The sequence below is a fragment of the Marinobacter sp. genome (genome assembly GCF_965229985.1).
GTDB lineage: Bacteria > Pseudomonadota > Gammaproteobacteria > Pseudomonadales > Oleiphilaceae > Marinobacter.
Genome location: NZ_OZ245935.1, coordinates 382,754 through 401,211, shown reverse-complemented (window position 1 = coordinate 401,211; position 18,458 = coordinate 382,754). Strand labels below are relative to the sequence as shown.

Here is an 18,458-nt window from a genome sequence, read left to right as displayed (position 1 = left end):
GTTGAAAATGAGACAGGTCGCTCCAATCGCAATGTTCCTGTTCTGTGCGGGCTGTGCCTCCACAGAAGTCGCGGAAGAAGACACTGGATTCGCAGAATCACCCAGTCTGGAAGCCTTTATTGGCTGTTACAGGAACTGCAGTGATCCTTCGGACGGCTCAGCGCCCGTCTGTTTGACCTCCATCATCTGGCCCGACGTGTTTACGGCTGAAACGCGACCTCAGGCGGTTTACATTCAGCAAGGCGATGGCAAGAGTCTGGTCGCATCTGCAATATCGAATGGCACGGTGCTCAAGCAGTCCCAATTTCGGGAAGGCAAGGATTTCGAGTTGAAGGCCGGGCGAATTGAGCTAAAGCGGGACTACATTGCCTCCGGCGCCCGAGAACCGGGCAACCCTTTCATCGGTGTGGTCACCAGCAAAACGCTGCTGGGGCTGGATGACTCAGGCCAGGGCCGCATCAGCCAGTCGACCGCCTTCGCCGGCACTGGTTTCCTGGTAATACCCGTTGCCGGGAAAACATCGAACACACAGCAGATCGAACGGGTTCCTGTAGATCTGTGTGAGATCAGGAATTAGGCACTTATTGACCTGCACCCAACTGCAGGAGGCTTGGGAGCGGCGGCAGGCCTAATTCGCTCCACCAAACACATGCCCAAGCTTTGACGTAAGGAAAAATATTGGCATCACACGAAGCATTCATGGCACTCGCTCTCTCCGAGTCGCAAAAGGCCCTGCCACACTGCTTGCCGAATCCTCCCGTTGGGTGCGTATTGGTAAAAGATGATGTGGTGGTCTCTACGGGGTACACGAGAGCGCCAGGTCGCTATCATGCCGAGGCTGATGCACTGGCAAATTACGCTGGGTCGTTTTCCGATCTCACCGCTTACGTGACACTCGAGCCCTGCTCTTTTCACGGAAGAACCCCATCCTGTGCGGACGCTCTAATCACCAAAGGGATTAACCGGGTTGTCGTTGCATTGATTGATCCGGACCCGAGAAACAACGGGGCCTCAATCAGAGAGATAAACCTGCGGTCCTCTCAATGCTCGCAGATCCTGAGGTCATGCGGTTTTTAGGCCCCCGCCGCGCTCTTTCTGATGATGAGGGAGCCGCCTGGTTTAACGACGCTCTTCAAGGTCCATCCCGCTTTGTTATCTCCGATGCTACATCTGATGAATTCATTGGGTTTTGCGGCATTAAGGAGATTAATGGCATTCTCGATTTCGGCTATTTCATCAGGTCGGAATTCTGGGGTAATGGCATCGCAACCAGGGCCTGTGAACTGGCCATCGAAAAGCTGGCACATGAAGTCGATCTTGCTACCGCACAGGTATTCATCGCGGACGACAATGAAGCCAGTAAAAGGGGCGCCGACAAAATGGGTTGGCAGATTATCCGCAGTTCAACGAAGGATGGCGAGTTCGGCCATTACTACCTAATAGACAAATAGATACTCGGTAAAGCGACAGCACCTAACCGGAAACACAACCATGCAGAGACACCGATGGCAGAGATCGCCAACTGGAAGAAAAACGCAGAACATCGGGAAGCCCAGCGTCTGGGTCATCAAAAATGGTATTCGACCTTTCGCGTGCGTGTTGCGAAGGTGGAGCGTGAGTACGGCATTTAAAGTTTCCAGAGGTCAATTCCCTTGCCTGAACTGAAAACCGTCGGTCTGTTTCTCGTCACCGCCCTGGCTGAAATCGTTGGCTGTTACCTGCCCTATCTTTGGCTTCGTGAAGGCAAGTCCATCTGGCTTCTGGTGCCAGGTGCTCTGAGCCTCGTGGCATTTGCCTGGTTACTCTCCCTGCATCCTACGGCCGCCGGGCGGGTTTATGCGGCCTATGGTGGCGTATATATCTTCATGGCCATTCTCTGGCTTTGGGCTGTTGATGGTATCCGACCAACCGTCTGGGACCTGGTGGGTTCCGGTGTTGCGTTGCTGGGCATGGCGATCATCATGTTTGCGCCGCGGTCCACATAGTCCAACGGGCGTTCCACTTAACCAAATGCCTGCCGGTACTCTCCAGGTGTCATGTTTGTTATCCGTTTGAAGCTGCGGCGCAAGCTGGTGTCATCGGCGAACCCGAGTTCGTCACTGATTTGGTATATCGACTTGTTGGTACTGATCAATTGCTCGCTTATCTGATTGAGTTTAATCAGCCGCATGAGCTGGGCAGTGTTATAACCGGTCAAACTGTCAATTTTCCTGCTAAGCGTACGCTGTGTGATGTGCAAGTGGTCAGCGAGTGCTGTGGTCTTCAAGCGGGTGTAAGGAGTTTGCTCTACCCAATGAAATACCTCCCGAACGAAAGCGTTTTGTTGGATAAGTTCTGGTAACTTCTGGAAGGGTGTATTGCGCTCAACCGGACGTGGCAGAACCATGTATTGTTGAATCTCGCTGGCAACCTGTTTGCCGCAGTGCTTCTCGATCAGTGATAACGCAATTGGGAGATGGCCATTGACCCCGGCAGCCGTTGCATTGTCTTCATCCATAACGAAGGTGCGATTGAGTTGCCATTGCACGTCCGGAAACTGCTCACGAATAGTATCCAGCAGCCACCACGTGGTAGTCGCGGTTTGGTGGTTCAGTCTGCCGGAACTGGCGGCCAAATAAACACCAGTGCAGTAGCTTAGTATGGCCGGTTTCTTACCCTGCTTCTTGAACCGAATCTCTCCGAGTGCCTTGAGGGCCTGAACTAGGCTCGCGTCTTTAGGGCTATGAATACTCGATTGGTCACGCCAGGCCCCGGGGATCAGCAAGGCGTCTACCTCAGCGTTCTCAAGCTTACCCGCAGACAGTTCCAAGCCATTGGCGCAGCTTACAGGCTGGCCATGCAAGCTTAGCCAACACCATTCGAACACGGAGCTTCCCATCCGCAAGTTCGCTGCATTCAACAGATCTGAAAAGGCAAACAAACCGGAAGGGATGCAGTCGGAATACAGCAGTAAGCCTATCTTCATTGTTCAAAACTGTATGTTTTATGTCATTTACAGACATGCTAGCAAGGCATTGAGGTTCCTACAATGACGCTCGTACTACAGGAGATAACCATGAAGATAACTCAATTGCGCAATGCCACTGTGATCATCGAGGCAAATAACAGGGTTATTCTGCTTGACCCAATGCTAGCGCCCAAGGGGTCGATTCCTGCACTGAAGTATCTCACCAGGCGTCGACAACGAAATCCGTTGGTAGAGCTGCCAGAAAACGCAAACGCTTTGCTGGAGCGTGTGACGCACTGCCTGATCACCCATTGTCAGAAAGGTCATTTCGATCATCTCGACAGAGCCGCAGTCAAGTGGCTGCGGGAACACCAGGTGCCTACGATCTGTATGCAAGACGATGCAGATTACCTTGTACGAAAAGGGTTGAAGGTGTCAGTGCTGGAACCTCGAGACGACGAGCAGGCGTTCCTGGGGGGCACGATTTTGCCCATTCCGTGTGTTCATGGTTACGGCCTTGTCGGTAACCTGATGGCTCACGGTCATGGCTTTTTCATTCGGCTTCCGGGTGAGCCGTCGCTTTACATCGCCGGTGACACTGTTCTGACCGAGGAGGTCAAAAAGTGTTTAACACATCGCCAACCGGATGTATCGGTACTGCCTGCTGGTGGAGCGAGGTTTGATCTGGGTGATGAAATCATCATGGGTGGAGATGAGGTGATTGCGGCCAGTCATCTCAGCTCTGGGATTGTTGTCGCCAATCACCTCGAGGCCCTGGATCATTGCCCTGTCAGTCGTAAAAACCTGGCCAGACTCTGCCAGCGTGAAAACCTTCAGGGCAAATTGCTGATTCCTGCGGATGGGCAAACACTTACCTTTGCAGTGAATTAGTGCCCCCCTCTTTACACGATATTGTCCAACTTGGCATTAACGATAACCCCGAAGAAAGGAGGAAGACTGTGTCAGAAGCCAATTCCACCAATACTTATAAGGGTGACTTAAAGGTCTCGGGCCTTTGAGAACGGACAAGGCCGTCAGAGCTTCATTTCCTCAACTATACTCACCTGTGGCAAACACCAGGGAGGTAATGAAATGAACAGGATCGCAATTACCCTATCTTTAGCTCTGTTGACCGCGCCAGTTGCCGCATTCGCAGAGAGCATGACGTCCGAGGCCCCGGCCAACGCCGGCGTGTATTTCGTCCAGCCAACCGATGGTGCAACCGTCGACCAAACCTTCAAGGTAGTCTTTGGCCTGCGGAATATGGGCGTGGCGCCTGCTGGTGTCGAGAAATCAGGTACGGGGCACCACCACTTGCTGATCGATACCGAGGTACCGTCCGACTTGAGCAAGCCCCTGCCGGCCACCGATCAGGTCAAACACTTTGGTGGTGGACAAACCGAAACCGAGATCACGCTATCGCCGGGTAAACACACGCTTCAGCTTTTGGTGGGTGATCACATGCACGTGCCGCATAACCCGCCCGTGGTTTCCGAAAAGATCACGGTGATGGTGGAATAACGTTCTACCCTGAACGGAATGGCCAGTGCAGAGTTGCATTTCAGTCAATCCCCTGGGCGTTCGATCATGGTACTGTGAGCGCAAATAACCCGAACGAATCCAGGGGATAGCTGATGCGAAAGAACATTCTGATTACCGGTGCCAGCACCGGTCTCGGGGAAGGCATGGCCCGCGAATGGGCCGCCAAAGGCTGCAATCTGGCGCTTTGCGCACGGCGGGCTGACAAGCTGGAGGCTCTGCAGCGGGAGTTGCAGCAGGCCAATCCGGGTATCCGGGTGCTGGTTCGCGGCCTTGATGTCTGCGATTACGATCAGGTGTTCGAAGTCTTCCGAGGCTTCCGGGATGAGCTCGGAAGTCTTGATCGGGTGGTGGTGAACGCAGGTATTGGCAGCTCACAGCCCATCGGCCGTGGGCACTTTGCTGCCAACCGACACGCCGCCGAGACCAACTTCATCGCCGCTATTGCCCAGAGCGAGGCGGCCATGGAGATCTTCCGCGAGCAGAACAGCGGTCACCTGGTGTTGATGTCCTCAGTCAGTGGAGTTCGCGGTTTCCGTGGGCCTTTGAACGTATATGCTGCCACCAAGGCTGCCGTGGCCTCTTTGGCGGAAGGTCTGCAACTCGATACCAAGGGAAAGCCGATCAACGTCAGCAACATTATGCCCGGCTACATTCTCACGGATATTAACCGGGATACCAAAAACGCGCCCTTCCGGGTGGATCTGGAAACCGGCGTGAAAGCCCTGGTGAAAGCCATCGAATCCGAAAAGCGCCGCGCCTATGTGCCGTGGTGGCCCTGGACACCGCTGAGTTACGTGTTGAAGGCCCTGCCCTTCGGGATCTTCGCGAGAGCCATGTAACCAGTTTGAGATCCTTTTAATGTTCAAATCCATTGCCCTGGCCACACTGCTTGTCGTGTTGGTGGCCTTTCTGGGTTTTCAGTACTACATCACGTCGGTGCCTGACCTGGCAGAGCCCATTTCTGTTGAGGAAACCCGTTTTATCGAACGGGACACCTCGCTCCTGGTAACTCTTCGGGGCAATGAAGGCCGTCACTTTACCGTGGGCCTGCGGGGAGACATAGAGAATAAACCGGAAGAAACCGCCCTGTTCTTTATCAGCAATCCGGATTTAGTGCCCTATGTATACTGGCCAGGGTTTCGCAGCAACGATGAGAAACGGGTGCTGGAACTACTAGAGGATTTAGTCGAAAAAGAGGTGCAGGATGGAGCGATATCGCGCATCTACAAAGTTCTGAAGAGCCGGAACTGACACTGTCAGTTTTGGGCCAGGAGGATTCACCCGCGTCTTGGGGCTGAAAAATGGCTGGGGAAGCGGGTCCAAAAACTCCCCCAACCAGCGCCACGCCTGTGGCGACTTTCTAGCGCACTTTTGAAAGGAACTTCTGGGTGAGCGGGTTTTGCGGATCGGTAATCACCTGGCGTGCTTCACCGATCTCTGCAATCACACCCTCGTGGAAGTAAGCCACCCGATCAGAGACATCCCGTGCGAATCCCATTTCGTGGGTCACACAGATCATGGTCATCCCCTCTTCTGCCAACAGGCGCAGGGTATCCAGAACCTCGCCGACCAGCTCCGGGTCGAGCGCAGAGGTCACCTCGTCAAGCAGCATGTAGTCGGGCTTCATGGCCAGAGCACGGGCAATCGCCAGGCGCTGCTGTTGGCCGCCGGACATTTTGGTGGGATAGACGTCGAACTTGTCACCCAGGCCGACATGCTCCAACTCTTTCTTGGCAATTTCAATTGCCTCTTCCTTGCTCATTTTCTTGACGATTCTGGGCGCCAGGGCGGCGTTCTCCAGCACAGTCATATGAGGAAAGGAATTCCATTGCTGAAAGACCATGCCCAGTTTCTGGCGCAGCTTGTCCTTATTGGTCTCTTTGGCATGGACATCCACATCATCAACGAGAATCTTGCCCTTGTTGATGGGCTCAATGGCATTGATGCAATACAGGAGAGTCGACTTGCCACTGCCGGAGCCCCCGATAACGCTCACGACCTCGCCTTTCTTCACATCCAGGCTCACGCCTTTCAGTACTTCAAGATCGCCGAAGGATTTATGGACATTCTGTACGCTGATCATATTGCCATTTTCCTCTCAACATACCGGCCGTAGTGGGACAGCGGGTACGAAATAATGAAGTAAAAGATACCAACACCGATCAGAATCTCGAGCGGTTGCTGGGTTCTTGAAATCAGTTGCTCCGACGTGCGCAGCAATTCCATGTAACCGATGACCGAGACCAGGGCCGAGTCCTTGATGACACTGAGTGCAACACCCAGCCACGAGGGGAACACAGCACGCAAACCAATCGGCAACCGAATGTGGTAGATGGTTTGCCATTTGGTCATGCCCAGTGAGCGCGCTGCCGTCTGCATTGAGGGACTGACGCTCTCAAAGCCACTGCGGAATACCTCGCTCATGAAGGCCATGGTATAGAGCGAAAGCACAATGGAGCCCGCAACAAACGGCGCCAGTGGATTCCCCATCGCACCGACAAAGGTGGAGAACAGAATAAGCTGGATGATCAGGGGAACACTTCTCAGCACGTCGAGCACGCTACCGAAAAGGACATTGACGGCCTTGTTGCTCTCGGCACGGAGAAAGCCAACGATCAATCCCAGAATAGTGCCCACCACGATGGCGACAACGGAGATGATGATGGTATTCCAGACACCGGTCAGGATCAGACCGCTATCGCTCCAGGACAGGGGTGTGAATAAAGAATTCATCAGATTTCCCCCTTGAAGAGTCTACGAGCAAGCAGTGATGACCCAAACAACACGAGTTTGGTGATAACGAAGTACATCACGGCCGCCACAATGAAGAACTCCAGCGTTCTGAACGACAGTGACTGCAAACGCTGAGTCGTGCCAGAAAGCTCGCTCATACCCACCAGAATGCCCAGAGAGCTCATCAGGATGGACCAGACAAACTGGTTGGTCATCGGGTGGTAGATGCGTCTCAGCATCTGCGGAAGGATGATGTATCGATACGTCTGGATACTGGTCATGCCCAGCGACTTGGAGGCGCTGTACTGGGTGCTCGGAATCGACTGGAAACCACCCCGGAACGTCTCTGTCAGGTAGCCCGCGTTGATGAAGACCAGTGCGCTCAGTACCGCCACGTAGGGGCTGAGGTGGATACCAAATGCTCCAAGGCCAAAATAGGCCATGTAGATCTGGAACAGGGCCGGCGTATTCCGGGCGATCTCGACCCAGACCGTAGCAACCTGGCTGAAGAACTTCGTGTTATTCATTTTGGCGATCGCCAACAGTATTGCGATCACAACGCCCAGAAGCATCGCCAGAACGGATACGTGCAGGGTAACGAAGGCACCGTTCAGCAGCTGGGGCATGTTCTGGAACACAACGTTCCAGTGAAATTCGTAGTCCATACCTTGGCCATTTTATGAATGGTAGGAAACTCGACCAGAGCCCGGTAAGAAGGGCCTTGATCAGAATTTTAGGTCAGGACACCCGAGGGTGAGTGCCCGACCCGGGAACCAATGCAATGACGGCCGCCTGTTTGGCGGCCGTCGGTTCGGCGCTTACTTGTTGTCCCGGAGGGACTGAATCAGATCGGCCGGCGCATCGGTACCGAAGTGCTTGTTGTAAGCTTCGTTCATGTTGCCGTCGCGAATCTGGCGTACCAGGAACAGGTTCAGGTAGTTGATCCAGGCAACCTCATCACGCTTGGCGATGATGCCCACAACGTCGTCGTAGTTGGGTACGTAGGGGCCGGCTTCAAAGTCTTCGAACTCTTCGCTACGCAGCTTGGTCGCGATGTTCGTGTTGGTGGATATGATCGCATCGACCTTACCCTGGTACAGACCCAGGTAAGCGTCATTCTCGGATTTGAAGGAGGTGTAGTTGTCCTTGCCCCAGCCCTGCTGCTCGGCATACGCGAGGTATTCGGTTTCGTAGGTGGTGCCGAGTGCCGCACCGACTTTCAGGTTCTTCAGGTCGTCGAAGGATTCAATGTTCTTGTCCTCGTTGGCGATAACCTGGAATTTGAACACGAAGTACGGGTAGGTGAAGCCAACGGTCTTGGCGCGCTCCAGTGTATCGGAGGTAGAACCGATAACCACATCAGTCTTGCCGGACACCAGGGAGGGAATCCGCTCGCCCCAGGTCAGGTTGAGAACGTTAACGTCTACGCCGAGCGCCTCGCCGAGGTCGTTACAGTAATCGACGTCGAAGCCTGCAGGCTCGTTGTTCTCGTCAAAATATCCCATTGGTGGGAAATCCAGAACCACGCCACAGTTCAGAGTGCCACGTTGAATCACGGTGTCCAGCTGATCGGCTGTCGCGCTTACGGAGGTTACCGCAGCACAAGCGAATACAAGCGGTGCTAGTTTGCGAATCATAGTTATTCTCTCTTTTTCTTTCGTGGGCGAAAAGTGTGTGTCCGTTATGCCTACACAACACGAGTTATGTGCAAAAAGCATACGTAAAAATACTACCGTAGATTATTTAGTGAAAATTTTTGAAATTTGCCATTTGGTAGGCAATTTTCCTTATTTTCCTCAATATAACCGGATTTTTTGAGCCTGCAACTCGTGATAGCGGCCAAAAAACGAACAAAGAGTCATTTTTCATATTCTTAGGTCTATGATTTAACTGATGTTTACACCTCCTTAATCAAAAAGACGAATTTATTACTATAGCAGGCCATTTTAACTGTCTCTGAGCAACACCGCGGGGTTTAACCGCATTGCCCTGAGCGTGGGCAGGAGTCCACCCAGCAGCGCCAGCGAGCTCACACCTCCGGCAACCAGCGCCCCAACCCACCATAAATCGCCTGCCGGCAGCTTCAAGGCCAGGTCAGCTACAGGTAAAGCAATTAGCGCACCAAGCGCCGTCGCGAAAACCGTTGCCAGGAAGGTCAGCAAACCGGTTTCCAGCAGCATGGATTGGCGGATGGCTCCGTGACGGGCGCCAAGGCAGTGCAACAGGTTGGCCTCGTAAAGCTGCCGCCTGCGGCTGACACTGACCACGCTGGAAAGCACAAGCAGGCTGGCGAGAAGACTGACCGATGCCACAGCCGCCAGGCCCGCGGCTGCCTTGTTCAGCAGATCGCCTGCGGTTTCCAGCCAGTCAGCGGTGCGCAGCGTGATTACATTGGGGATGGTCTGTGCCAGCCATTGCTGGGATTCCCTGGCCGCCTCATCGCTTTGGTAGACCGCACCAACGTAGAGGCTGATCAAGTCGTCCAGTGCGCCTTGCTGCAATATGCCCTCGAACCAGAATCGGGTCTGCAGCCCTTTTTGCCGGTAAATTGCACGGATTTCGACGTCGATGCTCTTATCCTGTGCAGTAAAGGTGAGCTGGTCGCCCACCCCCAGTCCAAGTTGGTAGGCCTCCCGATCCTCCATGGCCATGTACGCGGGCTCCCCCTCGGGGGCCGGCGATTCCCACCAGCTGCCTTCCACCAGTTCCAGTGCTTCGGGGTTTCCCGAGAGATAACTCAGTTTGTATTCATCTCCCATGGCTTCTCGCCGAGCTTCGGCGTTATCGGCGAGAACCTCCGCAATCGGCTTCTGGTTAATAGTGTCCAGGCGGGAACGGACCATCGGGAGCAACTCGACGCGGCTGGAAGCATCCAACGCTTCCAGGCCGTTTTGCAGCGGTTCCATCTGGTCCGGGAACACTTCATAGAGGATTAGCGCCGGCGACTGTTCCGGTATGGTGGTTTCAAGCGCCCTCAGGAGCGTGGTAACCATCAACGTGCAGGCCACCACAAGCGTTAGTGCGGTGCCCAGTGACAGCAGCGTTGCCCGTAGCGGCGAATCCGGCCGGTGCAGATTGGCCAGGGCCAACCGCCGGGCAAACCTGCGGTCGGCAAAACCACCGTTTTCCAGAGCCTTGGCACCTCGGCGCAACCCCTTGATCAAAAACTCCAGGAGGCCCCAGAGCAGAGTAACCGCCAGCAGGAACAGAAAGCCCAGATGAGGCGATGGGAGCCAGAACAGAGTAGCGCCGATGTAGACAGCCAGCAGTAGATAGCTGGCAATCCGCCAGCTGCGAGGCTCGTTGGGAGCCGCCTCGACCTGCCCCCGGAAAAGCCCGGCCGGTGCAGCAGCGAGGGCTCGAGCGAGTGCCGGCAGTGCGAACACGTAAGCAGTCAGAACAGCGAACAGCCAGCTCAGCAGCAAGGGAACCAACCACAAGGACAACCAGCCGCCGGCCCCATCGGGCCCCGCCAGAGCAAAAGCATCGCCCGCCAGGTGGATCGCCAGGGCGGAAAGCCCCAGCCCGATACTACCGCCAATAAGCCCTGCAAGGCTGCCCAATACACCAATCTGCAGGAGGTATATGCCGACAAGCGGTTTGCGACGCAGGCCAAGTGTTTGCAAGGTGGCAATTGTGCCCAGCTTTTCATCGAGGTAGGCGTGGATGCTGTTGGCAACCCCGAGGCCACCGATGAACAATGTAGTGAAAGCGATAAGGATGAGTGCTGTGGCAATCTGGTCCAGACGCTCGGAAATCCGTTCGCTGCGCTCGGCAAACGTAGTGATTTCCCATCGCGCATCCGGGAATGCCTGCTCGAATTCCTCAAGCCAAGTGTCGAGATTCTGTTCGGTTTGAACCCGGTATTCGTAATCCACGCGGCTACCCGGGCGAATCAATCCGGTTGCCTCCACGGCCTGCTCGGAAATCATGATCGGCAGACCTCGCCAATTGGCGTTCAGGCTCCGATCCGGTTGCTTCTCGATAAGGCCGCTGATTCGAAAGGTGGCGGCGCCAATCTCAATCTGGTCACCCACCGACTGGCCCAGGCGTTCTGCCAGCAAAGGATCGATGATAGCGCCCCACTGCCCTTCCTTCTGGCCTGTAAGCGCCCCCAGAGGCTCATCCGGCATTAACTCCAGCTCGCCGTAGAGGGGATAGAGAGCATCCGGAACCAGTATCTCCGCCCGGAAGAAGCCGTCGCCGCCGCTTCCGCTGACGATGGTATCGAATTCCCGAACCAGTGAAATCTTGCCGGTAGCACGAATCCATTCGAGCGCATCATCGGGCAGCGGCTCGCTGGTATCCAGCTCCACATCGCCACCGAGCAGGGCGCGGGTATCCGCCAGCAAGCTTTGCTCGATCACCCGGTAGAGGCTGGCTGTCGCAGCCACAAGGGTAACGCCGAGAATCAGGCAGGCCAGGAAAATCTTCAACGCAGAGATACGTGACCGCAGGTCGGTGATCGCGAATCGGAGCATCCAGAGCGGGTTTGTGGAGCGTTCAGGAGGCATAGAGACGCCCACCGTCCATCCGGACCCTGTGCTGACAACGCTCGGCAACGCGCTCGTCATGGGTCACCAGTACCAGCGTGGATTTGCTGTCCTTGTGCAAGTCGAACAGCAGGGAGAGCACTTTCTCACCGGTTTCATGGTCCAGATTGCCTGTGGGCTCATCTCCCAACAACAGGCTTGGCTGGTGAACCAGTGCCCGAGCGATCGCAACCCGTTGCTGCTCGCCGCCAGAGAGCTGCCCCGGGTAGTGCTGCAGCCGATGGCTGAGACCAACGGCCTCCAACATGGCGAGAGCTCGTTCCCGCGGCCGAGCCTCGCCGGCAATCTCAAGCGGCAGACTCACGTTTCCCAGGGCCGTGAGGCCAGGCAGCAGGTGAAAGGACTGGAAAATAATGCCAAGGTGCTCACTTCGCCAGTCGGCCAGAGCATTGGCGTCCATGTCGCCCAGACGTTGATCGCCGACCAGAATTTCTCCACTGGTCGGTCGCTGCAGGCCGGAGAGCAACAAAAGCAGGGACGTTTTCCCGCTGCCAGAGGGGCCTGTGATTGCCAGTGTTTCTCCCGGGGGCACCATGAGGGAGGCATTTTTGAGTACAGCAACCTTGCCGGACTCTGTGGGGTACTCTAGAAAAATGTCGGTCATTTCAACACTGGTGGACACTGGCGCTCCTCTGGTTTGATGAATTTCCTGCTCTGCTGCGTACTGGTAAATGATCGGCATCCGCATAAAGTTTAGAGTACGAACCCTTTTTAAGAGTGGCGCACTCACGTTTTTTGGCGCCTCCATGGAAAAACAGGAGTCCTGACCATGACCGGACCGCTCGATGGCATCCGCATTATCGATCTGACAGCCATGATTTCCGGGCCTCTCGCGACCATGATACTGGCAGATCAGGGTGCCGAGGTTATCAAGATCGAGAATCCGGCGGGTGGCGACTTTACTCGCTCCGCGGCCAATCGGCAGGGCGATATGTCGGCGCTGTATCTCAACAACAACCGTAACAAGAAGTCGGTGGCATTGAACCTGAAAGAGCAGGAGGGGCGCGATGCGCTGCTTCGACTGGTAGCGTCGGCCGATGTCTTTGTGCAGAACTTCCGGCCGGGCGTCATTGAGCGGATGGGGCTCGGCGAAGAGCAGCTGCGCAAGGTGGCCCCGAATCTCGTGATGGTATCAATCAGTGGCTTCGGTGACACCGGCCCCTATTCCCAGCGACCGGTATACGACCCGCTGATTCAGGGCCTCTCCGGATTGGCCACCGTTCAGGCGGGCGCCGATGAACTGCGTCCGCAACTGGTGAGGACCATCCTGCCCGACAAGCTCACCGGTGTAACCGCAGCCCAGGCGATTACCGCGGCTCTGTTTGCCCGGGAACGCACCGGGGAAAGCCAGCATGTCCGGCTGTCCATGCTGGACGCGATCATCGCGTTTCTCTGGAGCTCCGACATGGGCAGCCAGACCTTTGTCCACAGTGAGGTGCCACAGCAGGAAGCTGCGAGCCTTCAGGATCTCATCTATGAGACCACAACCGGCTACATCACCATTGCGATTCAGAGCGATCGAGAGTGGCAAGCCCTTATTCGTGCTGTGGACCGGCCAGAGTGGGCGGAGGATCCAAGGTTCCTGACTGCCCGGCTGCGCCAGGAGAATATTGATGCGAGGCTGGAGCTGATCCAGTCGGTTATCAAAACCGATACGGCCGAACACTGGTTGGCAAGGCTTGAGGCCGAGCAAGTACCCTGCGCCCCGGTGTTGACCCGCACCCAGGTACTCGACCATCCCCAGGTACTGGCCAACGACCTGCTTTCACACTATGACCATCCCCAGGCTGGCCGACTCCGCCAGGCCAGGGCGCCGTCGCGATTCTCGGCCGCACCGGAGCAGCACTGGCAGGGAGCTCCGCGCCTCGGCGAGCAAACCGGCGAACTGCTGGCAGAGTGCGGGTATTCCGCCGAAGAAATCCAGGCGATGTGTGATTCTGGCATCGCAGCCGTGCCTGCCAAATAACATTCTGACGTCGCAAATCCACTGCAGCCGGACGATCCAATGCCCGTACCCGTGGTTCACCATCCAGACTACAGCTTCCCATTCCCGGCAAAGCATCGGTTTCCCATGGAAAAATTCGGGCTCCTTGCCGATTACGCCCGCTCGAGAGGGCTTCTCACTCAAGCCAATAGCTTTCGCCCTGCTCCATGCCGGCAGGCGTGGCTGACCCGTACCCACTGCCCGGATTACCTTGCCCGTTTCGCCGGCGATCAACTCTCGGCGCGGGAGAAACGGCAGATGAATCTGCCCTGGAGCAAGGGCCTCGTCCGACGCACTTTCCTGGCTCCTTCAGGCACAGTTCTGACGGCGCAGTTGGCCCTTCAGCATGGCATTGCCTGTCACTTGGCCGGTGGTACCCATCATGCCCATTACGATTACGCCGCCGGCTTCTGCATCCTCAACGATCTGGCGATCGCCGCCAATGTGCTGTTGCAACAGGAGGGCATTGAAAGTGTGCTTATCTTCGATGTTGATGTGCATCAGGGTGATGGTACCGCTGCTTTGTTGGCGAATGAGCCGAATGCCTTTACCTGCTCGATTCACTGTGAGCGCAACTACCCGTTCGAGAAAAAGATGAGCGATCTCGATGTCGCCTTACCGGATGACCTCGAAGACGGGGCCTATCTTGAGGTTGTCAGCGAAACGCTGCACAAAGCACTGGCGTTATCGCGGCCGGATATCGTGCTCTATGACGCAGGCGTGGATGTATTCAGGGATGACCCCCTCGGCCGGCTAAACATTTCCGAACAGGGAATTTTTGAGCGGGACTTTCAGGTGCTCAGTGAATTGAAACGTCGGGACATTCCGGTAGCGACGGTGATTGGCGGCGGCTACGATGACAACCGGGTGAAACTGGCCAAGCGGCACGGGATTGTTGTGGAAGCCGCCAGCCGGGTGTTTTCAACCAACTAACAGTGTCGCTCGTGTTCAAAGCGGGCTCAGTCCTCATCACTGAAAGCAGACCGATGGAACTCCGCTGCCTCCTCGGCCTCCGGTACACCGATTTCATGCACTTCCGGCACCTCCCCTCCGGCCAGCACTTCGAGCACAGCGTGTACCCCCTTGGACAGCGAACTCAGGCTGTAGCCACCTTCCAGAACCAGCGCTAGCCGTCCCTCACAGTGTTTGTCGGCAATCGCCTGGACAATACCAGTGATCACTTTGAAGCCATCGTAGGTGAGGTTCAGGGCCATGTCGTTTCTGTGCGGATCAAAGCCGGCAGAGACCAGCACCAGATCCGGCTTGAAGTAATCCGCCGCCGGCATCAGGATCTCCCGGAACACTTTCTCGAAGGCAACGTCGCCAGCCGTTTCCGGCAGTGGCACATTGATGGTGTAGCCCTCCCCCAGCCCATCACCGATCTCCTCCAGGTGACCGGATCCGGGATAGAACGGCGCCGCGCAGTGGGTATCGAAAAACAGGACATCGGGGTCTGCCCAGAAAATATCCTGGGTACCGTTGCCATGGTGGGCATCCCAGTCGATGATCAGAATCTTCTCACAGCGGAGTTTGGCCTGGGCATGGGCCGCAGCAATGGCCACATTATTGAGCAGGCAGAATCCCCGTGCCCGAACCGGTTCGGCATGATGGCCGGGCGGGCGGATCAGGGCAAACGCGCTGTCACATTCCCCTTTAACAACGCTTTCAACGGCGGCAATGGCGTTGCCGGCCGCAGCCGTGGCGGCTTTGATGCTGTCGGGTGACACCGCCGTAGTGTCTTTATCAAGCCACGCCCGTTTGCCGTCCAGTGAGAAGATGTGGTCAAGGTAGGAGGTGGTGTGTACCCGTGCCAGCTGATCGTATGTTGCGGCAGCCGCACCCGATTTGAATTGAGTACCTGCCACAGGGTTTTCATCCAGATACGTCTTGATGGCGCTGATCCGCCCCGGGTGTTCCGGATAGCTCCATTTGAAGTCCAGCCCCTGAAGAATGGAGCGCACCCGCTTTTCCACTCGGCTGGGCATGAACGGAAGATCCACCTCGGGGTTATGCCCGAGCATGATCTCATCGTAAAACACATTCACACTGCGATCGCCGATCATGATCTGTTTCCTTTTCTTATCCCTATGATGCTGTCAGCGCTTGCTTCACTACAGAGGTGAATGCCGCCGCTCGAACGCCGGTCGGTTTGAAACCCAGTTTGGTCCAGGCGGCCTTGGCTTCCTTGTTTGAAGCGGAATACTCCAGGATCAGCTCCGAGGCGTGATGCGCCTCTGCGAAGGTCACCAGGTCCCGCAACAAGGCCTTGAGGATTCCGTGCCCCCGAAATTCCGGCTCTACCCAGATATCGTCAATAACGCCAGACTTGAACTCTGTGGACTCAGACTGCTCCCAGATGCCCTGGCTTCGCCAAATATAGACATAGCCCATTCCCACGAGACCCGAGTTTTTATTCTCCGCCACAAGCAACAGTTTGTTGGGATCGTCCAGCGAGGAGTGCAACGTTCGCAGAAGTCGCTTACGTTCGCTTTCCTTGAGCTCATGAGGGGGCGCGCCCGAAACATGCAGGGCCAGTTTGGCCAGGAATCCCACCATTTCGGGCAGATCCTCTTCGCAGGCCTCTCTGATAACAAATCCACGCTTCGTGTGCTTTCCAGCCACGTGCAACTCCCGTTAGACCGCTGTGTAGAGCTAACCTTCAAAGCTTAGTCGCTGGTTGATCCCGCTACAAAAGCAAAGTCCTTGAAACTGTTCTTGGAATAATTTCGGCTGCAGGTTAGTTTCAACAACAAACCTGATTTGAATTGCACCGGGATTTCTATGAGGCACGCGCACCGGAACAACATTGGTCGAGTGAGTATTCAGGCCAAGCGATGATGAGAAAACTTCTTCTGATCCTTTGCCTTGCTACGATGATCGCGCTGGTAGCCACTGTCGGCTCACGGCCTATGCTGATTGAAGAGAGGCTGATCCGGATTCAGGCGGAGGATACTCTCCGGGAGTTCCCTCGCATCGAATCGGAGCCACTGGAAGTTCAGGCCGCATTGCTCGATATGGCGGACGACGAGCTTCTTCTCCTGAAGGCTCGCGCGGCCTATTTGCGATACCCTGCCATGACCCGTGAGATCTTTCCGGTTTACGGGCCCGAGCCTGAGTTCCGGGAAATTCTCCGGTTGTATGGCGAAAGCATTCTTCCGCCCATCCACTATTTCCTGAGCAACCCGATTGGCTCGATCGAGCTGATGAACGATCTGGCCACTCAATACCAGGCGGCTGTGGAGTTCTTAACCGGGAGCGGAAAATCCGACAGCGATACAGCCGGCCAGCAAAGCAGTCCGGGAAAGGAGAAGCTGACTCGGGAAGAGCGTGGGTGGTACGCGGTACGCTTCATCCAGGAAGAGGGACATGATTTCCTGGGCCAATTCGTGGTGAACGATCAGGGCGACATTATCTGGGTTCGAACGGAACGTGTACTGGAAAATATCAATCAGTTTTTCGCCAGCGGCATCCGCAACCTGGAGATTCAGCATCGCACGGGTGAGGACGTGTCCGCCGCTGACGTTGGCTGGGCATCGGTGGATGTGCTGGTTTTTGCCAGCGCACTGAAGGTGCTTCGGGCAGGACGGGCGGTTGCGGTTTCTTCAAGAAGTGCCGCCGCTGGTACCCGGTCTGCAGCCCTTGGCGCTCGCCTGGCCAATAGCGGGCGCATGTTGATGACGACTGCCCGATACGCAAAGTGGCCCGCGGTAGTTGGCGTCGGATACCTGGTGGTCACGCACCCGGGTATTATCAACGACGTTCTGGCCGAGGTGTCCGAAATCCTGGGTTACCCGGTAAAGCTGGTGCAGTTTCTCGGATGGATGCTGATACTGCTGCCCGTCTTGTACGTCGGCAGCTGGGTATTCCGATTCATCGTGCGGCCAGCTCTTGCATTGCTGGGTGCCTCGATGGCCGGTCTGTCGCGCCTAGGCCGGCGGAAATCGCTTAACAGACTCGACTGATTCAGAGAGCACTATGTCTTTTTCCCGTATTTATGAACAAGCCGTCCTCCAGAAGAGCGGCGAGAACGAAGTTCGCGCACGGCTCCCAAGAGTGGCAGCAACCGGCGAACTGGAGGCTCTAGGTGATGATCGCAACCTCTCGGAAATCACCCGATGCGTCTTCAAGGCAGGATTCGTCTGGCGGGTGATCGAAAACAAATGGCCAAAGTTTGAAGAGGCGTTTGAGGGGTTCGTTCCGCTTTACTGGCAACAGGTCCTACCCGAGGTACTTGAGCAGCTGGCCGGCGATGAAAGGATTGTGCGGAACGCCCAGAAGATTCAGACCGTGCCCGAGAATGCCCGAATGATTGTGGATGCCGCCCGGGAACACGGCAGCTTCGGCAAGTTTCTGGCTCATTGGCCCAGTAGTGACCAGGCCGGTCTACTTATGTGGCTCAAACGCAACGGTGCGCGGCTCGGCGGCAACAGCGCCCAGTATTTTCTGCGCCGTGTGGGCTGGGACGGCTTTATCCTCTCCCGCGATGTGATTGCCGCGCTGCACCGTGAGGAGCTACTGGACGCCTCTCCCACCAGCAAGAAGGGGCTTATGCAGGCCCAGGAAGCCTTCAATCGCTGGCATGATGAGAGCGGCCTGCCCTACAGCCATCTCTCGAGGATTCTCTCGTTTACCGTGGACTGAACTTATCTGACGATTGACGCGTCAGTTCTTGTAACTTTAATAATAATTGTTATCATTC

Annotated in this window: 21 protein-coding genes and 1 pseudogene; 13 read left to right on the top strand and 9 right to left on the bottom strand. The window is 55.9% G+C overall.

The features are described from left to right. Positions 1 to 7: 7 nt before the first annotated feature. The 5 genes and pseudogenes from ACO06L_RS01810 (at position 8) to ACO06L_RS01790 (ending at position 1,985) form a co-directional block, all read left to right on the top strand. Complete coding sequence (locus tag ACO06L_RS01810) at positions 8 to 577, top strand: hypothetical protein (protein WP_202374530.1); 570 nt, start codon at positions 8 to 10, stop codon at positions 575 to 577. A 101-nt stretch (positions 578 to 678) separates the two neighbouring features. Further along, entirely contained in the window at positions 679 to 1,077 is a 399-nt protein-coding gene (locus tag ACO06L_RS01805; RefSeq protein ID WP_265103085.1) for a bifunctional diaminohydroxyphosphoribosylaminopyrimidine deaminase/5-amino-6-(5-phosphoribosylamino)uracil reductase RibD, read from the top strand. After that, the gene (locus ACO06L_RS01800) at positions 1,044 to 1,451 is read left to right on the top strand and encodes a GNAT family N-acetyltransferase (RefSeq protein ID WP_202346763.1); all 408 of its coding nucleotides are present in this window, start codon (positions 1,044 to 1,046) and stop codon (positions 1,449 to 1,451) included. The genes ACO06L_RS01805 and ACO06L_RS01800 overlap by 34 nt, the downstream gene beginning before the upstream one ends. A gap of 63 nt (positions 1,452 to 1,514) precedes the next feature. Beyond that, positions 1,515 to 1,631: pseudogene (locus tag ACO06L_RS01795) on the top strand (antibiotic biosynthesis monooxygenase); the annotation flags it as partial. Positions 1,632 to 1,652: 21 nt separating this feature from the next. Further along, positions 1,653 to 1,985 (top strand): YnfA family protein, encoded by a 333-nt coding sequence (locus tag ACO06L_RS01790; protein WP_202346764.1) that lies wholly within the window; start codon positions 1,653 to 1,655, stop codon positions 1,983 to 1,985. Positions 1,986 to 2,002: 17 nt separating this feature from the next. Here the strand turns inward: ACO06L_RS01790 and ACO06L_RS01785 are convergent, their stop codons facing one another. Continuing rightward, the gene (locus ACO06L_RS01785; protein ID WP_202346765.1) at positions 2,003 to 2,965 is read right to left on the bottom strand and encodes a GlxA family transcriptional regulator; all 963 of its coding nucleotides are present in this window, start codon (positions 2,963 to 2,965) and stop codon (positions 2,003 to 2,005) included. Positions 2,966 to 3,055: 90 nt separating this feature from the next. Here ACO06L_RS01785 and ACO06L_RS01780 point away from each other — a divergent pair, with 90 nt between their 5' ends. The 4 genes from ACO06L_RS01780 (at position 3,056) to ACO06L_RS01765 (ending at position 5,740) form a co-directional block, all read left to right on the top strand. Continuing rightward, positions 3,056 to 3,838 (top strand): MBL fold metallo-hydrolase, encoded by a 783-nt coding sequence (locus ACO06L_RS01780; protein WP_202346766.1) that lies wholly within the window; start codon positions 3,056 to 3,058, stop codon positions 3,836 to 3,838. 270 nt (positions 3,839 to 4,108) lie between these two features. Beyond that, positions 4,109 to 4,468 carry a DUF4399 domain-containing protein gene (locus ACO06L_RS01775; RefSeq protein WP_227715824.1) on the top strand — a complete coding sequence of 120 codons (360 nt, stop codon included), beginning with the start codon at positions 4,109 to 4,111 and terminating at the stop codon, positions 4,466 to 4,468. A gap of 113 nt (positions 4,469 to 4,581) precedes the next feature. Then, positions 4,582 to 5,328: an SDR family oxidoreductase gene (locus ACO06L_RS01770; RefSeq protein WP_202346768.1), complete on the top strand. Its 747-nt coding sequence runs from the start codon at positions 4,582 to 4,584 to the stop codon at positions 5,326 to 5,328. Between the two features lie 19 nt (positions 5,329 to 5,347). Beyond that, on the top strand, positions 5,348 to 5,740 hold the full coding sequence (locus ACO06L_RS01765; RefSeq protein ID WP_202346769.1) for a hypothetical protein: 393 nt from the start codon (positions 5,348 to 5,350) through the stop codon (positions 5,738 to 5,740). 109 nt (positions 5,741 to 5,849) lie between these two features. Here the strand turns inward: ACO06L_RS01765 and ACO06L_RS01760 are convergent, their stop codons facing one another. The 6 genes from ACO06L_RS01760 to ACO06L_RS01735 form a co-directional block, all read right to left on the bottom strand. Further along, the gene (locus ACO06L_RS01760; RefSeq protein ID WP_014576841.1) at positions 5,850 to 6,572 is read right to left on the bottom strand and encodes an amino acid ABC transporter ATP-binding protein; all 723 of its coding nucleotides are present in this window, start codon (positions 6,570 to 6,572) and stop codon (positions 5,850 to 5,852) included. Continuing rightward, entirely contained in the window at positions 6,569 to 7,222 is a 654-nt protein-coding gene (locus ACO06L_RS01755) for an amino acid ABC transporter permease (RefSeq protein WP_008169529.1), read from the bottom strand. The genes ACO06L_RS01760 and ACO06L_RS01755 overlap by 4 nt, the downstream gene beginning before the upstream one ends. Beyond that, entirely contained in the window at positions 7,222 to 7,887 is a 666-nt protein-coding gene (locus tag ACO06L_RS01750; RefSeq protein WP_008169533.1) for an amino acid ABC transporter permease, read from the bottom strand. Before ACO06L_RS01750 ends, ACO06L_RS01755 begins: the two co-directional genes overlap by 1 nt. A 153-nt stretch (positions 7,888 to 8,040) precedes the next feature. Then, on the bottom strand, positions 8,041 to 8,859 hold the full coding sequence (locus ACO06L_RS01745; RefSeq protein ID WP_064226851.1) for a transporter substrate-binding domain-containing protein: 819 nt from the start codon (positions 8,857 to 8,859) through the stop codon (positions 8,041 to 8,043). Positions 8,860 to 9,168: 309 nt separating this feature from the next. Continuing rightward, complete coding sequence (locus tag ACO06L_RS01740; protein WP_202346770.1) at positions 9,169 to 11,736, bottom strand: ABC transporter permease; 2,568 nt, start codon at positions 11,734 to 11,736, stop codon at positions 9,169 to 9,171. After that, the gene (locus ACO06L_RS01735; protein WP_206076561.1) at positions 11,726 to 12,379 is read right to left on the bottom strand and encodes an ABC transporter ATP-binding protein; all 654 of its coding nucleotides are present in this window, start codon (positions 12,377 to 12,379) and stop codon (positions 11,726 to 11,728) included. Before ACO06L_RS01735 ends, ACO06L_RS01740 begins: the two co-directional genes overlap by 11 nt. Before the next feature lie 165 nt (positions 12,380 to 12,544). Between ACO06L_RS01735 and ACO06L_RS01730 the strand changes: the two genes are divergently transcribed. Both ACO06L_RS01730 and ACO06L_RS01725 read left to right on the top strand, forming a co-directional pair. Continuing rightward, positions 12,545 to 13,741 carry a CaiB/BaiF CoA transferase family protein gene (locus ACO06L_RS01730; protein ID WP_202346772.1) on the top strand — a complete coding sequence of 399 codons (1,197 nt, stop codon included), beginning with the start codon at positions 12,545 to 12,547 and terminating at the stop codon, positions 13,739 to 13,741. Positions 13,742 to 13,780: 39 nt separating this feature from the next. Then, positions 13,781 to 14,692 carry a histone deacetylase gene (locus tag ACO06L_RS01725; protein WP_202346773.1) on the top strand — a complete coding sequence of 304 codons (912 nt, stop codon included), beginning with the start codon at positions 13,781 to 13,783 and terminating at the stop codon, positions 14,690 to 14,692. A gap of 26 nt (positions 14,693 to 14,718) precedes the next feature. On the opposite strand, the gene ACO06L_RS01720 is transcribed toward ACO06L_RS01725, so the two are convergent. Both ACO06L_RS01720 and ACO06L_RS01715 read right to left on the bottom strand, forming a co-directional pair. Beyond that, positions 14,719 to 15,822 (bottom strand): histone deacetylase, encoded by a 1,104-nt coding sequence (locus ACO06L_RS01720; protein WP_202346774.1) that lies wholly within the window; start codon positions 15,820 to 15,822, stop codon positions 14,719 to 14,721. Between the two features lie 22 nt (positions 15,823 to 15,844). Next, on the bottom strand, positions 15,845 to 16,381 hold the full coding sequence (locus tag ACO06L_RS01715) for a GNAT family N-acetyltransferase (protein WP_202346775.1): 537 nt from the start codon (positions 16,379 to 16,381) through the stop codon (positions 15,845 to 15,847). Positions 16,382 to 16,593: 212 nt separating this feature from the next. Here ACO06L_RS01715 and ACO06L_RS01710 point away from each other — a divergent pair, with 212 nt between their 5' ends. Next, on the top strand, positions 16,594 to 17,721 hold the full coding sequence (locus tag ACO06L_RS01710) for a hypothetical protein (RefSeq protein WP_227715804.1): 1,128 nt from the start codon (positions 16,594 to 16,596) through the stop codon (positions 17,719 to 17,721). Between the two features lie 13 nt (positions 17,722 to 17,734). Then, complete coding sequence (locus ACO06L_RS01705) at positions 17,735 to 18,400, top strand: DNA-3-methyladenine glycosylase I (RefSeq protein ID WP_202346776.1); 666 nt, start codon at positions 17,735 to 17,737, stop codon at positions 18,398 to 18,400. Positions 18,401 to 18,458: the final 58 nt, after the last annotated feature.

Bases quoted from the DNA above. Each gene is read 5' to 3' on its own strand.
- ACO06L_RS01810 (WP_202374530.1), top strand. From the start codon at position 8: ATGAGACAGGTCGCTCCAATCGCAATGTTCCTGTTCTGTGCGGGCTGT.
- ACO06L_RS01785 (WP_202346765.1), bottom strand. From the start codon at position 2,965: ATGAAGATAGGCTTACTGCTGTATTCCGACTGCATCCCTTCCGGTTTG.
- ACO06L_RS01750 (WP_008169533.1), bottom strand. From the start codon at position 7,887: ATGGACTACGAATTTCACTGGAACGTTGTGTTCCAGAACATGCCCCAG.
- ACO06L_RS01770 (WP_202346768.1), top strand. From the start codon at position 4,582: ATGCGAAAGAACATTCTGATTACCGGTGCCAGCACCGGTCTCGGGGAA.
- ACO06L_RS01775 (WP_227715824.1), top strand. From the start codon at position 4,109: ATGACGTCCGAGGCCCCGGCCAACGCCGGCGTGTATTTCGTCCAGCCA.
- ACO06L_RS01755 (WP_008169529.1), bottom strand. From the start codon at position 7,222: ATGAATTCTTTATTCACACCCCTGTCCTGGAGCGATAGCGGTCTGATC.
- ACO06L_RS01735 (WP_206076561.1), bottom strand. From the start codon at position 12,379: ATGACCGACATTTTTCTAGAGTACCCCACAGAGTCCGGCAAGGTTGCT.
- ACO06L_RS01765 (WP_202346769.1), top strand. From the start codon at position 5,348: ATGTTCAAATCCATTGCCCTGGCCACACTGCTTGTCGTGTTGGTGGCC.
- ACO06L_RS01800 (WP_202346763.1), top strand. From the start codon at position 1,044: ATGCTCGCAGATCCTGAGGTCATGCGGTTTTTAGGCCCCCGCCGCGCT.
- ACO06L_RS01780 (WP_202346766.1), top strand. From the start codon at position 3,056: ATGAAGATAACTCAATTGCGCAATGCCACTGTGATCATCGAGGCAAAT.
- ACO06L_RS01720 (WP_202346774.1), bottom strand. From the start codon at position 15,822: ATGATCGGCGATCGCAGTGTGAATGTGTTTTACGATGAGATCATGCTC.
- ACO06L_RS01740 (WP_202346770.1), bottom strand. From the start codon at position 11,736: ATGCCTCCTGAACGCTCCACAAACCCGCTCTGGATGCTCCGATTCGCG.
- ACO06L_RS01710 (WP_227715804.1), top strand. From the start codon at position 16,594: ATGATGAGAAAACTTCTTCTGATCCTTTGCCTTGCTACGATGATCGCG.
- ACO06L_RS01760 (WP_014576841.1), bottom strand. From the start codon at position 6,572: ATGATCAGCGTACAGAATGTCCATAAATCCTTCGGCGATCTTGAAGTA.
- ACO06L_RS01730 (WP_202346772.1), top strand. From the start codon at position 12,545: ATGACCGGACCGCTCGATGGCATCCGCATTATCGATCTGACAGCCATG.
- ACO06L_RS01725 (WP_202346773.1), top strand. From the start codon at position 13,781: ATGCCCGTACCCGTGGTTCACCATCCAGACTACAGCTTCCCATTCCCG.
- ACO06L_RS01745 (WP_064226851.1), bottom strand. From the start codon at position 8,859: ATGATTCGCAAACTAGCACCGCTTGTATTCGCTTGTGCTGCGGTAACC.
- ACO06L_RS01705 (WP_202346776.1), top strand. From the start codon at position 17,735: ATGTCTTTTTCCCGTATTTATGAACAAGCCGTCCTCCAGAAGAGCGGC.